The organism is Microcoleus sp. Pol14D4, from assembly GCF_036701245.1.
Classification (GTDB): Bacteria; Cyanobacteriota; Cyanobacteriia; order Cyanobacteriales; family Microcoleaceae; genus Microcoleus.
The window spans coordinates 1-17,849 of record NZ_JAUBQM010000063.1 but is presented as its reverse complement, the minus strand read 5'-3'; the positions used below and the strand labels follow the sequence as shown (position 1 = coordinate 17,849).

Sequence of the window (17,849 nt, the reverse complement as noted above, 5' to 3'; positions counted from 1 at the left end):
TTAACGGATTTTGAGTTGTGTGTTAGCTACAGTCAATTTTAGGACAAATGTTGCTTCAAAAAATCTCTAATTTGCTTGAGCTGAAATCCTTTAGCAAGTTGGCGCAGGTGATGAACGAAAGGCACTAATGTCGGGTCAGAATGCTCGAGTTTAGCAGTTTCTTCCAGAATAGCTTCAATATCGCCCATTGCAGCCAATCTTAACAATCTCAAGACTGACTCTGAGGCAGGAGACACCATCGTTGAGTCAGCAGCAGCACTCTCAGAAGATGCTTTTGCAGTTTTATCTATCCGCTGTTTGGTATGCGATCTTTCTTCGTAAACCCATTCTAGTCTCAAATGCAGGCGCAATAATTCTAAAAGCTCGTTAGTTTGAATCGGCTTGGTGAGAAAATTATCGCAACCTGCAAGCCTGCTCTCTTGCTTGGTAGTCTCGTAAACGTTAGCGGACAAAGCAAGGATCACCGTATCTTTTAATTCCGGCAACCGTCGCAGCCGCCTGGTAGCTTCCCAACCATTCATTACGGGCATCAGGAAATCCATTAAAATTATATCCGGTAGAAATTCCTGTGCTTTATGCAAGCAGTCTTCGCCGTCTGTAGCTTCTGCAATCTCAAAGCCTAAATGAAAAAGCAGCCTGTGCAACATGGCGCGATTTACTTCGTGATCGTCCACTATTAGCACTTTCCGCTGAGGGCCGGTAAAACCTACAAGCCGTTTTTTTTCTTGCCGGGAGGGAAGTTCCGAAGACTGGGCAACTGCAGGCAAGTCTAGATCCAACCAAAATATGCTGCCTTTGCCGGAGGTACTTTGGACGCGAATTTGGCTGCCCATCATTTTGACTAATTTTTGGCTGATAGAAAGTCCCAGTCCGGTACCTTCGACGAAATTGTTATGATCGCCCACTTGATGAAAAGGCAAAAATATGTCTTCTAATTTATTCTGCCCGATGCCAATGCCCGTATCTTCGATGTGAAAGCGAATTTTATGGGTAGGGACAGGGACACGGCCGATATTTTCTGCTGTTGTCACCTCGCGCGCTTCTGTTGTTCCTAGTGGCTGGACCGACATTTGCTGCGCGTCTAAATTAGCGGTCAAATTGATCGTTTGAGTGGCAATTTCCGCTGTTAAATTAGAAGTTTTCCAGTTGGTTTGAGGATTATTATCGGGGAATTTTTCTGCATAACCGACTTTGAATGTAACACTGCCGCTGTTCGTAAACTTAACAGCATTGCTGAGCAAATTAATCAAAACTTGACGCAACCTTTTTTCGTCTGCCAAAATCCAGTCTGGGAGCGCTGAAACCTGCTCGTAATTAAAGGCAATTCCTTTTTGATCGGAGCGCATCTGGAACAAATCAATAATACTTTTAACAAAAGTAGGAAAATGCACGTTTGTCAGCGACAGCTCCATTTTACTAGCTTCGATTTTTGAGAGGTCTAAAACATCATTAATCAGCATCAGCAGGTGGTTGCCACACTGGTGAATGTTGTTAAGGCTTTCCTGCTGATCTGCGGTCAAGTTTTTATCGACTTTTAGCAATTGAATGTATCCCAAAATCCCGTTTAAAGGCGTCCGCAATTCGTGGCTCATGTTGGCGAGAAAGTCGCTTTTAGCGCGGTTGGCAGATTCGGCGGCTTCTTTAGCTAATTGCAGGGCGGCTTCTGCAAGTTTGCGATCGGCAATTTCGGTTTGTGCTTGTTCAAATAGCACCGATTGCTGAATGGCGATCGCCAACTGCACCCCCAATTGTTTTAGGCAGTCTCCCTCCAATTGCTGCCAGGAACGCGGGCCCGTGCAGTGGTGGGCAATTAGCAGCCCCCACAAGTTTTCGCCTTGCAAAATCGGCACTACCAGATTCGCTCTCACATCGAGCCGAGTCAACAAAGCCAAGTGGCACTCGGCTAGGTTGGCATTGCGAACATCTTCTATGGCTCTAATTCTGCCGTCTTGGTAAAGAGGAACGTAGGCTGCCCCGAAACAGGGGTCATAAATTTCCATTCCTACAATTGGTAGGAAATTTTCGGCAACCGACTCGACAGCTATAAATCCGCTCCAATCAGGATTAAATTGGTAAATAATAGTGCGGTCTACTTGCAAGAAATGCCGCACTTCTTCGACGCTTTTGGTGAGAATCTCTTCGAGATTTAGAGAAGATCTAATGCGTTCCAGCATGGCTACCGCCAACTGTTCGCGCTTTAACTTTTGGCGCAAAATTAATTCAGATTCTTTGCGTTTTGTGATATCGGTAATTACTGCAATTAAGCCGATGTAATTCTCATTAATATCTTGAATACTGTCGGCTCGCACCAGAGAAGTAACTGCTTCGCCGCTCTTAGTTTGCAGCGCAACTTCGCCACACCAAGAGCGACCTTTGCGAAGGCTTTTATAGATTTGTTTGTAATTTTTATGCCGGACATAAAGCGCAGCCATATCGCCAATATCATTGAGTTCTTCCACCGTGTAGCCGTAGCGCTGAATGAAGGCTTGATTGTGGTAAATAGACCGCCCTTTCAAGTCGGCGATCACGATCGCGTCGCTGGTACTTTCGACGGCTTGAGTGACCTGCACTAAAGCTAATTCTGCTGCTTTGCGATCGCTAATATCCGTCATCGAACCCACCATCCGCAGAGGGTTTCCGGCTTCGTCCCAGACTGCTTGAGCGCGGGCGAGCACCCACTTATAGCTACCGTCTTTGCACTGCAAGCGGTATTCGGCAGCGTAATAGGGGGTTTGGCGATCGAGATAACCTTGGATCGCTGCTTGCACTCGTGAGCGATCGTCTGGATGGATGCGATCGATCCACGAGGTGTTGGTGTTTTCGATTTCGCCGTCTGTGTAACCGATAATTTCTTGCCAGCGGGCCGATCGAAAAGCTTCATTTGTTTGAAGATTCAGATCCCAAATTCCGTCTTGATTGCCTTTGAGAACTAACTGCCAGCGTTCTTCACTTTTACGCAATTCTTCTTCGGCTTGTTTGCGCTGAATATGATCGCCCAACTGAGTCGCTACAGCCTTGACTAACTCTACTATACGCGGTTCCATAATCGAGCGGTCGCGCTTGCAGAATACTAAAACTGCCAGCACCTTTGAGCTAGCGTGAATTGGCACTCCGAAACAAGCTTTCAATCCGACTGATTTCGCCATTTGCGATCGGGCAAAAAGATGATTTGTGGCTAGAGAAATATCTTCAATCCATTCTACCTTACTGGTTGACCAAATGCGTCCAGGTACTGCCACTCCGGCGGCAAATCTAATTTTTTTACTTTCGCGGCCAAACGTATCTAAATCGCGTTCGCTAGCGTACCAAGTTTCGCTGTGTTCCAAAAAAGTACCGTTAGCACTCGGTATCCAAGCTTCCGCAAAATTCCAGCCGATCGCATTGCACAGCAACCGCAAAATATCTGGGAGGGCGCTGTGAAAATCTGCAGACTGACTAATAGCTTGAGTTGCTGCCAGCAACAGCTTGATTTCATCTTCTGCTTGCTTGCTTTCTGTAATATCAGTTGCCGTGCCGAGAATTTGTTTTAACTTACCGTCTGTTGTTTTCGCAAATACAGTATCTCGGCTAACCATCCAGCGCCAAGAACCATCCTTGTGCCTAATTCTGTATTCAATTTCAAAGATATCCCCTTCGCTGCCTGTTTCGACTTGCTGTAAATAATCAGGCATTTTGATTAAATTTTCGGGGTGGATTAAACTTGACATCATCCACGGCCCCATTGCCTGAATCTCCTCTACTGTATAGCCAAGAATGTGGTAGATAGAAGCATTCGCATAGATATTTTTTTTTTCAATTAAGTCACAAACATACAAAATATTAGGACTGGCACCAGCAATTTGTTGAATGAATCGCTGGCTTTCCCGCAGTGCTGCTTCTGTTTTTTTCCTTTGGGAAATATCGCGAACAATGCAAATAGTTTCTCCGCCGGCTAGCATTGTCAGCGATACATCTAGAGGAACTTTCGATCCGTCGCGGCGGCATCCTACTGCTTCGGTCATGTACCAACCTTTCTGCACTAAATTAGGCACAACTTCTTCCTCAAACCTCTGCAATTCTGCACCTTCGTAGAATATTGTCCAATTTTTGCCTAATAGTTCTTCGAGAGAGTCGTAACCGTAGATTTTTAGTCGGGCTGCGTTGCAATAAATCAAAAGTCCGTCGCTATCGATTATGGCTATACCTTCGGAAGCGGCAGCCATGGCGGCTGCTTGCCGATGCAGTTTTGACTCAAAACGTTTGCGATTGGTAATGTCGCGGACGATCGCGATAATTTCTTCATCCGTGCAGAAAACAATTCTCGCTTCAAAATCGTACAGTTCATTATTAACGGGCATTTGATATTCTACAACTTGAATCTCGCCAGTGGCGATCGCTTGTTGATTGCTCGACAATATTTTTTCAGCAAAAGCAGCCGGCAATATGTCTTGTGCTTTTTTGCCAATTAGTGTTTTTTGTGGGATGATTTTCTCGAAATCTTTTGCATGCTTGAAGTCTACAAAAGTGCCGTCTGCCCGACAGCGAAATATCATGTCTGGTATCGCATTTAAAAGAGCGCGGTTAGTGGCTTCGCTCTTACGCAATTCAGCTTCAGCTTGCTTGCTAAATGTAACGTCGCGGGCTACTGCGTAAATCAAACCTTCTTCTGCAAACGGCGATGCTGTCCACGACAGCCATTTATAAGTACCATCTTGGCAAAGATAGCGGTTTTCTAAGCTAATAATGGGGTGGCTATTTTTAAGTTTTTCTAATTCCGCTACAGTAATTTCTAGGTCTTCTGGATGGACGAATTCTATCAAAGGTTTGGCTAAGATTTCATCACTGCTATAACCTAATACATTTGACCAAGCGGGGTTTAAGCGTTTGAAATAGCCATCAAAACCTGCAATGCAAAGTAAATCCAGCGAGAGATTAAAAAATCGATCGCGGTCTTGCTGGGTTTGTTTCAGTTCCGTAACATCCATCACCAAACCGTCCCAAACTATATCCCCGTTGGCTTGCTTTTCTGGCTTCGACGCGCCTTGCAGCCATTTCACTCGATCTCCCATAACTTGCCGCCACTGGTGTTGCCAAGCTTGCTGAGTTGCCGCTGAAGTTGCCATCGATCGCTGCAAGCCTGAGATGTCGTCTGGGTGAACTGTTGCAAAAGCCAAAGTGGCATTTTCTTCTATTTGTTCGGGTTTTAAATTGTAGATATGCAAACTGCCCGAAGAAACGTAAGTAAAAGATGTTTTACCATCTACATCAAGCCGATATTGATAAATCATTCCAGGCACGTTGTCGGTCATTATTTGAAATCGAGCTTCGCTTTCCTGCAACGCAATTTGCTGGCGTTTGTATTCGGTCACATCTCGCATTGTTCCGACTAACATTTTAGTCCCATCGGCTTTTTTAAATACTGTTTTTTTAGTAGATATAATGCGTTCTTGACCTTCGCTATCGGCAAAAATTTCTTCTGTTTCCTGAGCCAGACTTCTTTGCAATACTTGCTCGTCTTGTTGCCAAAAAAAAGCCGCTTGTGCTGGGGGTAAAAAATCGTATCCTGACTTGCCAATCAGTTCCGATCGCCTTTTTCCTATCAAATTGCAAAAAGCATCGTTTAATACGATCCATCTGTGCAGCTCATCTTTGACAAAAATCGGGTCAGGAGTAGAATTAATCGTGTGATTTAAAAACTCTTCTGATGCTTTTAATTGAGCTTCGTAACGGTAGCGATCGCTCACGTCCAAGACTACTTTAATCAGGTGGTCGATCGAGCCGTCTAGGGCTCGGATACAGCGCAGGTAAACTCTCGTATAAACTGTATTTCCGTCTTTTCGGCGCCATCTTTGGTCTAAAACATAGCCTTCACTCTCCCCTGCCAAAATTTTATTGAACTGCTCTAAACTCGCCTGCAAGTCTTCAGGAAAACCCCACCTCTCCCAATTCTCATGCAAAAACTCTTGGCGAGAGTACCCCAGCAAATCACACAAAGCATCGTTGACTTCCAACCACTCGTATTTTTCTGGTGCTGAGGGGGATATCGGAGGAGCAAGAATGGCAATTCCGACGAGAGAATTCTCGACTACCGAGCGATATTTTTCTTCACTTTTTCGCAAAGCTTCTTGGTTGTGCTGTCGCTCGACTGCGTAACGAAGCGATCTAATTAACACTTCGCTGTCGATTTTTCGCTTGACTAGATAATCTTGAGCTCCGGCTTGGATTGACTGCACGGCAAGCTCTTCATCGTTGCGGGCAGTCAGTACGACAATCGGAGTATTTAGGCTATATTCTTGTATTTTGACAATTGTATTTAAGTCTTGGCTATCGGGCAGCGAAAGATCTAGTAAAATCACATCAAAATCTTCGCCGGTCAAAAGTTCCTGCGCTTTGCTGAGACAGTCTGTACAACTTACTGATAGCCTTTGGGGTTCGGCTTTACTAACATTTGTTTCTAATAATAATTCTTCGATCAGCTCGGCTTCTGCTTGATTGTCTTCGACCAGAAGAACTTTAAAGCCGTTTCGCTTTGCGGGTGGACTCAAAACTGATATCATATACCTTGTTTTTTGTCAGAAGGCAGTGTAGCCAACTATTATAGCATATAAAGAATTGTATAGCCACAAATCCCCCCGTTCCAGTTGAAAACTCTGTGGTGCAAGAATTACAAGGGAGTATCTCATATTTGTAAAAACACTTCTTTTCCCTCCTTCCTTCTTCCTCTTGCCTTCTGCCTCCTGCCTCAAAAATCGTGCCTCAAAAATCCTATTTCTAGCTGGGTTGCAAAAGTAATATTATCCCATTTACAATGCACTCTATATCAGAGATTGGACTCTTCTCAAAAACGGGTTATTCTGCCCATTTCACAAAAAGTAAGTTTTCTGGGCATGGGTTCTTTTCACCCGTCCTTAAAAGGCTTATTGAAAATGGTGCAATATCTGATATCTATGCGATTGTGTTTTTCCTCTAAGTAGGTCAAAGCCATCAGAGGGAAAATTTTTAGGGTTTTTATAAGCTGGGTTTCAGGAGGAAACTAAGCTGCTGAGTATTTTTTGGGACCATCGCCCTTGTGACCAGATTTTAGATTTTAGATTTTAGACTTTAGATTTAGTCCACAGATGAATCGGCGAGGTTGAACTAGAATCTAAAATTTTGGGTGACTCACGACTCCTGTCGGAAAGTAAGTATCCATTTTTGGGCGGGTTCAGCCTACGATCGCGCGATCGCGCGATCGCACTTCACCCTTTGTTGTCCTTGGATTCCGCTAGCAACAGCATCCAAGCGATATCCCCGCACCAATGAGCGCTCAACGCCAAAAAAGCGGTGGCAACTATCTTCGCTATTTATGTTTTTACCACTTCTTTTATAATACCTTACATAAACTGATTACTGCGATTTCTTTACTTTCTGCAATCAAATAAAATATCTCCACAGGCCTTGCTATTTAGCAAAAAAGTGATAATCTTAAATTAGAGGCAATCGAAAACTCGGTTGATACAGCCTAGGAAAAAAATTGAGAATTTTAGTAACAAAATTACAATTCTGCATAACCTGTCTTTTGTTTACTGTCCTTTGACCGAAATGAGCTGAAGTTGAGAGGAAAAAAGCAATGCTCGACAATTTAGCAATTGAACAAAAACCCGGTTTAATCCCCAAAGAAAAAGCCTTAGTATTGTTGTTTGATGAAGTCGGCATCGCCGACATCCCATTAGTAGGCGGTAAAAATGCTTCTTTGGGCGAAATGATTCAACAGTTAACCGCCCAAGGAGTCAGAGTTCCCAACGGATTTGCCACTACAGCACACGCTTACCGGTACTTCATCCAGTCAGCGGGTTTAGAAGCTAAATTGCGCGAAATTTTTGCCGATTTAGACGTAGAAGATCTGCAGAACCTGCGACAAAAAGGCAAGCAAGCGCGGGCACTGATTCTGGACACACCATTTCCGCGAGAACTCCAAGCGGCGATCGCGGATGCTTACGAAAAATTGTGCGATCGCTACGGCGACAGTACAGACGTAGCAGTGCGTTCCTCCGCCACCGCCGAAGACTTGCCAGACGCCAGTTTCGCGGGACAGCAAGAAACCTACCTCAACGTCCAAGCTTGCGCTGGTGTCCTCGAATGCTGTCACAAATGCTTTGCTTCCATATTCACCGATCGCGCGATTTCCTACCGCCAACAGAGGGGTTTCGACCACTTTGAAGTCGCCCTATCAGTCGGCGTCCAAAAAATGGTGCGATCGGACTTAGCATCCTCCGGCGTCATGTTCAGCATCGACACCGAAACCGGATTCAAAAACGCCGTATTAGTAACCGCCGCCTACGGATTAGGCGAAAACGTCGTCCAAGGCACCGTCAACCCCGACGAATACTTCGTCTTTAAACCAACATTAAAACAAGGTTTTCTCCCCATTTTAGACAAGCGCCTCGGCAGCAAAACACTCAAAATGGTGTACGATATCGGCGGTTCTAAATACACCAAAAACGTCTCCGTTATAGCAGCAGAAAAAAATAAATTTGCCATACAAGATGATGAAATTTTGCAACTAGCAAAATGGGCCGTAGTCATCGAAGAACACTACTCTAAAGTGCGCGGGACTTATACCCCGATGGACATTGAGTGGGCAAAAGACGGCAATACGGGCGAATTGTTTATTGTCCAAGCACGACCTGAAACAGTACAATCTCAAAAGTCTGCTAAAGTTTTGCGAAACTACAAATTGCAAGGTACCAGTGCAGTTTTAGCAAAAGGACGCGCCGTTGGCGAATCAATCGGACAAGGAAAAGCCCGCGTAATTTTAGATGTTCACAGAATCGCTGAATTTCAATCAGGAGAAGTTTTAGTTACCAACAAAACAGACCCCGATTGGGAACCGATTATGAAAAAAGCAAGTGCGATCGTCACCAATTCCGGCGGCCGCACTTGTCACGCCGCCATCATCGCCAGAGAAATGGGAATTCCCGCCATTGTCGGCACCGGTGAGGCAACCCAAATCTTGAAAAACCATCAAGAAATCACTGTTTCTTGTTCCGAAGGAGATGAAGGGAAAGTTTATGCGGGTTTGCTTCCTTTTGAAATTCAAGAAACGGCGATCGAGAATTTACCCCGCACCCGCACTCAAATTTTAATGAATGTCGGGAACCCAGAAGAAGCCTTTGGTTTATCAGCAATTCCTTGCGACGGCGTAGGCTTAGCGCGGCTAGAATTCATCATTGCCAATCACATTAAAGCACACCCGCTGGCACTGATTCACTTTGACGAATTGGTGGATGAATCAGTCAAAGAAGAAATTGCAGAACTCACAGCACTTTACCAACACAAACCCGATTTCTTCACCGACAAACTCGCCCACGGAATTGCCACAATTGCCGCCGCATTTTATCCAAATCCAGTTATCGTGCGGATGAGCGATTTCAAGAGCAACGAATATGCTAATCTTTTGGGTGGGCGGCAGTTTGAACCCAACGAAGAAAACCCGATGATCGGGTGGCGCGGCGCCTCTCGCTATTACGACCCAAATTACCGCGAAGCTTACGCTTTGGAATGCAAAGCATTAAAGCGAGTTCGCGACGAAATGGGCTTGACAAATGTGATTCCGATGATTCCATTTTGTCGCACTCCGGATGAAGGACGAAAAGTGTTAGCCGAGATGGCAAAACACGGTTTAGTTAAGGGCGAGAACGGCCTGCAAGTGTATGTGATGTGCGAATTGCCGAGCAATGTCATATTTGCTGACGAATTTGCCCAAGTTTTTGACGGATTCTCGATCGGCTCTAACGATTTAACTCAGCTAACATTAGGATTAGACCGGGATTCTGCTTTAGTCGCACACATTTTTGACGAACGGAATGAAGCTGTCAAGCGCATGGTAGCAATTGCCATTAAAGCCGCCAAGAAGTACGATCGCAAGATTGGGATTTGCGGTCAAGCGCCCAGCGATTATCCTGAGTTTGCTCGTTTCTTGGTTGAGCTGGGAATTGATTCGATTAGTTTGAATCCCGATTCGGTTTTGAAGACTTTGTTGGATGTTGCTAAGGTGGAAAGCGCGGGTTCGTTGATGGATTTAGCCGGGGATATTGCTAAGGTTTAACCCTTTCATGTTTTGAGATAAACCGGGTTTCTTAAACAATAGCTAGCCCATGTTCTGACTTGCTTGTTTTTGAACCGATCCGGTTTCTCATATTTAGTCCTGTAAAATAACCGATTTTGCGTTTGTAGTGATTAATCCAAGTCCTCTGATTTTTATCAGGACTTGCATTCGTCACTACAAACCTATTTGATTGCTGGTAATTGACCTGACATAATATCACATCAGATCGGCGCTTCTGGCTTTGTTGAACCCTGGTGCTGCGGGCCCACGATCGCCCTCCTCAGCCGCCAGCTAACGGTTAACACACGGGCGGCATAGTTTGAGAATAGATCGGGAACTTTTCTTATTTAAAACCGTCTTTTGGGGGAGGATTTTCTGTTGCCATAGCCTAAGTCAAAAAACATATTATCCACATAAGCTCTGAAAATGTGCTAACTGCTCTCCTGATTATTTTCATAGGTTTAGCTCCGTCGCTGCTGTCTTTGTGGGTGATGCGCTCTGCCCAGAGCCAAGCCCGCGACAGAATTGCAGCGGCCAGGCTTGCGGTAGCGAATAGACCCATGCGAACTCAACTACCAACTGCCGATCGCACTTACATACAAAGCCTCGGTTATTCGATCGGGGATATCACTTGCGAGTATAACGCCCGCTCTAATTACATTCGCTGCGCTGTCAATCCTTCTGGGCCCTGTCAAGATTGTCGGTACTACCAAGCCAGAACTCTTGACGCTCGCGGTGAAAAGATATAGCTTATATTGGTGCTTGTATCTACGCCTATTTGCGGATGTAATAATCAATGAGTTAAGATGAACTTACGTGTAAGGATTATTGTTGCAGCTTGTTTTGGACGACCCACGCCAAAACTCAGCAATTAAAACCTAATCGAGCATTATTGATGGGTTACAGTTGCTATAACTGGCGGATGGCGATCGGTGTTTTTCTAGTTGAGGATTTACGATCGGAAACAAAGTTGACATGATAAATTTTGGTTGGGTGGCGAGAAATCTAGGAATAAATTGGGTTTCTAGTCTCTTAGGCGTAACTCCTGGAGTTAAGAAAATTAGCCGACAAAAATCGTAAGTAGCTGAGGGGCAAATCTCCAAATCAGTTTCTCCAAAACATCATCAAAAATTCTGCACGAAACATTGTCCCGAGCATTGATCTTAAACAGCAACCAGCTCGAAGACTCTAAGTTGACAGCTTGAGAAGTTGCTTGTGGGCGGCACTAATCTGTTTTTGCTATCGTAGCGAAACAGTCTCAAACCTAGATTGCTATCTCCAGACTCCAAGTCATGAATTTTTAAGACGCTTCGTCGATACAGGGTATGCCAATTTCAATTGAATCTCATATGTTGCACCATTCTCAAGAATAGGCTTTCGGGCCTGTTTCACAACAAGTCAAATTTCTTATGGGCTGGGCAGGAGAACCCCCCATAGAAGAGTTATTGAGAATGGTAAAAGATCTCAGTTGAATAACACTTCGGGCACGGCCGCCATAATTATACCACGGCTATAACTCCCTAATTAATGTCTGGTTGCTATTGTGAACAGGGCTTGCACACCACAACCAAAGAAAGCGAGTTGTTTAGCGGAAGCGAGGGCTGCAAAGAAGTCTTTGCGTCCCTCAAACCAGGTTTATACGTCTAGAAATAGTGAATTTTCTCTGCAAATAAAGTGCATTAGACGATCTACAGAAAACCTCATCAAGTGAATTTTTGAGAACTACTGTTATTATCTACTGCACGATGTACGAGATTGGCGTGTAACAGATACCCTCGCTAACAGAAAAGAAAGTCGAAGGCAAAATATCACCAGATAGATTATTGGGATTTAAACTCCAAATTCTCAGTGTTTACGTCGGCGTTATTTGCCAGCTATCAACTATCAAAGTAGTACAGCTTTGTGCTGACTTAAATTCACTTGTTGTTATTTCTCAAAGTCAAGCACCAGCTCAATTTAGTCTGTAATTCAACCTTTTCAATACGTGATATTTATCATCTTGAAATGGGTACACCATCTACAATCACTGAGACAATTTGACCATGCAAAGCATCTGCAAAACATCAATTTTTATAACTTCAAAAATATGTGACTCCACCGCAATGATTGCGGACACAAAATCTAGAGCGACAACAAGTTACGATCGGGAAAAAACAATAAAACCAGTAAAAATAGAGGAGGGTTTACTGTCCCGGAAACTCCGTGACGGCGCGGGAATTCAGCATTCCCACAGAGAATTTTTGCGAGGAACCGAGTCTGTGGGCGCCCGAACTATAAAAAATGTACTGTTCCTTGATGTCAGAGTAGAGAACTGCGACACCTTGGCAAAAGGAGCAACAGCCGATACGGAGGTATTTGTACTGGACTCGACGCGGGATGGAGTCGAGCAAATTACTAGAATTCTGGTTAATTACAGCGATTTAGACAGCCTTCAGATAGTTTCTCACGGTCGAGAAGCGGGGGTGCAGCTAGGGTCGATCGAACTTTGCAACGACAACTTACAAACCTACAGCCATTTGTTAGAACAGTGGGGAAAAGCCCTCAGCGAGAGAGGAGATATCTTGTTATTCGGATGCAGCGTCGCAGCGGGAGAAAGTGGCGAGGCCTTCGTGCGGCGGCTGAGCTTAATAGTCGGTGCAGATATTGCAGCTTCCGACAACTTGACGGGGAGTACGGCACTCGGTGGCGACTGGGAATTAAAATTTGCGACAGGGGAAATAAAAGCGAGAATCGCCATTGAAAAAGAAGTGCTCGCAGCCTACCCTTACGCCCTCGGCACATTAGTTAACGAAACTTTCAAAAACTCCACAGTTAGGGGGCCTTGGATTTACGGGGGAAACAACGGGGCACTGTTCGATCCCAGCAGCGGCGTGACCGCAGCCAATCAACTTATCCCCGGCATTACCGGAGGCACGGTATCCGGCGTAATTCCGGCTTTGGGCGGTTCAAGTCCCGGCGATGGCGCTCTGCGATTAACTCCAGCAATAAATCTTCGGGAAGCCTTCGTCATCTACAACAACCCCATTCCTTCAACCGACGGTATCAGAGTCCAGTTTGATTTTTATTCTTACGGTTCAAGCCAGCAATTTGAGGCTCCGCAACCCTCTATTAGCCCTCAGCCGGGGGACGGGCTGGGTTTCTTCTTGATAGACGGCACTGTTAGCCCAACCAGGACTGGGGGTTATGGCGGTTCTCTGGCTTACGCTCCACGAACGGGTATACCCGGTATTGAGGGAGGTTATTTAGGCATTGGGCTTGACGAGTTTGGCAATTTTTCAACATCCACAGAAGGGCGCTCCGGCCCGGAGCCACCTTCGATTCCCGGCTCCTCTATTGGTTCTTTCCGACCTGATTCAGTAACTGTTAGAGGAAATCAAGCAAACGGTTATCAGTTTTTAACAAATGCGATCGTTCCCTTCGGCATCGATAACATTCCTACCAGCATTGACTTTAGCGGCCCTCAACCAGGCAGCAATTTTAACTTCAGCAATACGTTCACGAGCGATCGCAATTTAGCCAAAAGATCCGTTCAAATTACGCTGAATCCATCTAACGATCCGGTGAATCCCTCTCGCCTCACCGTTGCCTTCGATAAAAATTTCGACGGCATCTACGAAACTACATTGATCGACATCCCCAACTTGGCGACCAAAAACGGCTCAGTACCGCCAATTTTCAAATTTGGTTTTGGCAGTTCCACAGGAAGCGCCAACAACATTCACGAACTTCAAAACCTGGTAGTTGAAACTATCAATCCTCCCAGTATCGCCGCAGAGGTTGCCACTATTAAGACCGGCCCGCAGTTCGTCAAATCCGAAGGCAGCATTACCTACACGATTACTACTGTAAACAGGGGGCCAGCGCCTGCTACAAATGTTCTGATTCAAGACGAAATACCTTTAGAACTACTGCGTCCGGGCGGATTGCAGCCGGATCTGATTGCCTCCAACAACGGCACTTACGTGAACCAAACCAAGGCAGTCACCTGGCCGTTAATTCCGGTTCTCAATGCCGGCGAGACTGTGACTTACACCCTGACAATTGATTTGCCGCCCGGTTTAACCAGCGGTAGCAGTTTTGCCAACGTTGCATTCAGCACTAGCTCGACTTTCGACCCCGACCTCAGCAACAACAGCGGTGTACTCGCCCCAGGGCAAATCGAGGGACCTGGTGTCGTGTCTACCACAGTTGTCGATACAGTCGCGGATTTAGTTACTACCAAAAGCGGTCCTGTGACTACTCCGGCTGGGTCAATCGTCGCCTACACATTGACTACCACTAACATGGGGCCAGACCCCGCTGCCGATGTGACCATCAGTGACAGCATTATTCCGGGTTTAACAGGAGTCAGCGTATCGGACGGCGGCACTTACGACCCAGTTTCGGGCATTGTCACCTTCCCAGCACTGACAGCCCTGGCAAATGCTGCGACTGAGACTCGGACTATCAGTTTCACTGCCCCAGCCACCCTTACTGCCATCAGCAACACGGCGCGGAGCACCTCGGCGACTTTCGATCCGATCGCCACTAACAACAACGGCTCGACAACCAACAAAGACGGCACTCCCACTAACTCTACGGTTACGACAAGTATTGCGCCCAACGCGGATTTGGCAACCACCAAAACCGGCTCTACAAGTGCTACTGCCGGTAGTTCGGTCAGCTATACGATCGCCACAGTTAATTTAGGGCCGAGTCCTGCAGAAGCTGTAACCATCACTGACAGCATAGTTCCCGGATTAACCGGAGTCACGGCATCTAACGGCGGCGTTTACGATCCAGTGACGGGCATTGTCACCTTCGCACCTGTGGCAATTGCCAACGCGGAGACTGTCACCCGGACGATCGACTTCACAGTACCGCCCACCCTAACTTCCATCAGCAACACGGCCAGAAGTACCTCCATCACTCCTGACTCCACTCCGACCAACAACAACGGTACCAACCCCAACGCCACCGTCACCACGTCGATCGACGCTGTGGCCGATGTTGTCACCCAAAAAACGGCTCCGGCCAGCATCAACGCGGGCGAAACGCTACTTTATACAATTACTACTGCCAACAACGGGCCGAGTCCTGCGACCAACGTAGTCATCACCGACAGCCTGATTCCCGGCTTAACTAATGTCAGCGTGTCCGATGGCGGAACCTACAACGCAACCACAGGGACGATCGAGTTCCCAGCGATCGCGACTTTAGCCAGCGGCACCAACCAGAGCCGCACCATCAGCTTTGTACCGCCGACTACCGTGACGAGCATCACCAATATTGTATTGAGCCGATCGGACACTTTTGACCCGGACTTAACAAACAACAACGGCTCGACAGTCGCAGTGCCCGGTGAGGCGGGGGGTCAAGTCATTACCTCGATCGAGGCTGTGGCCGATGTTGTCACCCAAAAAACGGCTCCCGCCAGCATCCAGGTGGGCGACACGCTACTTTATACAATTACTACTACCAACAACGGGCCGAGTCCTGCGACCAACGTAGTCATCACCGACAGCCTGATTCCCGGCTTAACTAATGTCAGCGTGTTCGATGGCGGAACCTACAACGCAACCACAGGGACGATCGAGTTTCCAGCGATCGCGACTTTAGCCAGCGGCAGCAGTGTCACCCGCCGCCTAATTTTTGTACCCCCGCCTACGCTGACGAGCATCACCAACATAGTATTGAGTCGATCGGACACTTTTGACCCGGACTTAACAAACAACAACGGCTCGACAGTCGCATTGCCCGGTGAGGCGGGGGGGCAAGTCATTACCTCGATCGATCCTGTTGCCGACCTGGTTACGTCCAAGAGCGGTCTCACATCTGCTCCTGCCGGTAGTTCCGTGACTTATACTATAACTACCGCCAACAATGGACCGAATGCTGCTGAAAACGTAGTGATTACAGACAGCATCATTCCCGGTTTAACGGGAGTAAGCGCATCCGATAACGGCACTTACGACCCCCTGACAGGGGTTGTCTCCTTCCCAACAATTCCCAGTTTGACTAGCGGCAGCAACATCACGCGCGAGGTAACAGTAGTCGTTCCAGCGACGGGCGCCATTAGCAATACTTCCCAGAGCCGATCGACCACTCTTGACCCCAAACCCAGCAATAACAACGGTTCCGAGTCCAGAGCCACTGTCACCACCGCTATTATTAGCGCGCAGCCCACACCCAACAAACTTCCATCAGCCTACAGCAGCAACGCTGCGCTAGGGCCCAACAGCGTTGTCCAAATTAGCGGACTCGGAGGCAGAGACTCAGACGGCACAGTGGTTACATTCACCATCAGCACCCTGCCACCGGCAAATCAAGGCGTCCTGTTCTTGGGCGACCCCGCAACGGGGGGAGTCGCCGTCACGGCTGGTCAAACCCTGACAGCCGAGCAAATGACGCAGTTATTCTTCCAGTCGGCCGGCAATTTCACAGGAGCTAATTTTACCTACAGCAGCAAGGACAATCTCGGTGGCAACAGTCCTGCCGCCACAGTTTCTCTGGTGTCGCTAGCGTTCAACTACCCGCCGGTACCCACAAACTTCAGCAAGACCCTGGCGCCAAACAGCACCGTCAACCTCACAGCGCTGACGGCAAAAGACCCCGACGACTCGATCGAATTCTTTACTATCAACACCCTACCGGCGACAAATCAAGGCGTCCTGTACTTGGGCGACCCCAGCCAGGGAATCCGGGTCACGGCAGGCCAAAGATTGAGTACAACTCAAATCAACCAGTTATTCTTCCAAGCAACCAGCGAATTCGCAGCCACAAACTTTACCTACAGCGCCACAGACCGCCGCGGCGCCATCAGTTCAGCCCCCGCTACAGCCTCCCTGCTAGCACTATTACCTCCCACCGACCAGCCACCGGTCGCCAACAACTCCAGCCTGGCTGTGTTGCTGGGAAGAACCGCGAACATCCCCGGAGTCGGAGGAACCGACCCAGACGGGACGGTGGTTTCCTTTACCGTAAACACCTTGCCGCCTGCCAATGAGGGGACGTTGTTTTTGGGCGATCCCAGCCAGGGAGTGCGGGTCACGGCTGGTCAAACCCTAACAACCGAGCAAATTACCCAGTTGTTCTTCCAAGCGTCCGGCAATTTCACAGGGGCAAACTTCACCTACAGCGCTACAGACAACCTCGGCGCCACGAGTGCGGCAGTCGCCACTGTCTCTCTCATTCCCCTTAAGGAATCGATACCGACGCCAACACCCGCGCCGATACCCGTGCCGACACCGGCGCCAACTCCAACACCAACAACACCCGCGCCAACTCCAACACCAACAACACCCGCGCCGATACCCGTGCCGACACCGGCGCCAACTCCAACACCAACAATACCGGCACCCACACCCACACCAACAATACCGGCACCCACACCCACACCAACAATACCGGCACCAACTCCAACACCAACAATACCGGCACCAACTCCAACACCAACAATACCGGCACCAACTCCAACACCTGCAGCGGAACCAGCGCCGACGCCCATACCCACGCCGACGCCCATACCCGCGCCTGCCCCGGAACCAACTGCAACTGCAACACCAACACCACCCATTCCAACACCAACACCAGCGCAGGAACCAACACCAACACCAGCGCCAGAACCAACGCCTATATTCGCCCCAGTCCCCGAACCCGATACCAGTTGTGGTTGCGACCCCTTGAAAGGGCCCCCGAACATCACATTTATTCCCCCCCAGCCTTCGCAAATACTCAACTTCGACTCCAACGCCGCACAACTCATCGACATCCAAAACACCACCATCGGGACCGAGGGCAACGA

Annotated in this window: 5 protein-coding genes; 4 read left to right on the top strand and 1 reads right to left on the bottom strand. The window is 47.6% G+C overall.

The window, feature by feature from the left end:
• Positions 1-38: 38 nt before the first annotated feature.
• Positions 39-6,536, bottom strand: a complete 6,498-nt coding sequence (locus tag QUA33_RS20335; RefSeq protein WP_333150656.1) for a PAS domain S-box protein — start codon at positions 6,534-6,536, stop codon at positions 39-41.
• A gap of 599 nt (positions 6,537-7,135) precedes the next feature.
• Here QUA33_RS20335 and QUA33_RS20330 point away from each other — a divergent pair.
• The 4 genes from QUA33_RS20330 to QUA33_RS20315 all read left to right on the top strand — a co-directional run.
• On the top strand, positions 7,136-7,348 hold the full coding sequence (locus QUA33_RS20330) for a hypothetical protein (protein ID WP_333150654.1): 213 nt from the start codon (positions 7,136-7,138) through the stop codon (positions 7,346-7,348).
• A gap of 240 nt (positions 7,349-7,588) precedes the next feature.
• Positions 7,589-10,066, top strand: coding sequence for a phosphoenolpyruvate synthase (gene ppsA / locus QUA33_RS20325; RefSeq protein WP_333150652.1), 2,478 nt, complete (start codon positions 7,589-7,591; stop codon positions 10,064-10,066).
• 428 nt (positions 10,067-10,494) lie between these two features.
• Positions 10,495-10,815, top strand: coding sequence for a DUF6464 family protein (locus QUA33_RS20320; protein ID WP_333100037.1), 321 nt, complete (start codon positions 10,495-10,497; stop codon positions 10,813-10,815).
• A 1,353-nt stretch (positions 10,816-12,168) separates the two neighbouring features.
• The coding region (locus tag QUA33_RS20315; protein ID WP_333150650.1) for a DUF4347 domain-containing protein at positions 12,169-17,849 on the top strand (5,681 nt) is incomplete at its 3' end.

Coding starts and splice junctions, on each gene's coding strand:
- ppsA (WP_333150652.1), top strand. CDS start 7,589: ATGCTCGACAATTTAGCAATTGAACAAAAACCCGGTTTAATCCCCAAA.
- QUA33_RS20335 (WP_333150656.1), bottom strand. CDS start 6,536: ATGATATCAGTTTTGAGTCCACCCGCAAAGCGAAACGGCTTTAAAGTT.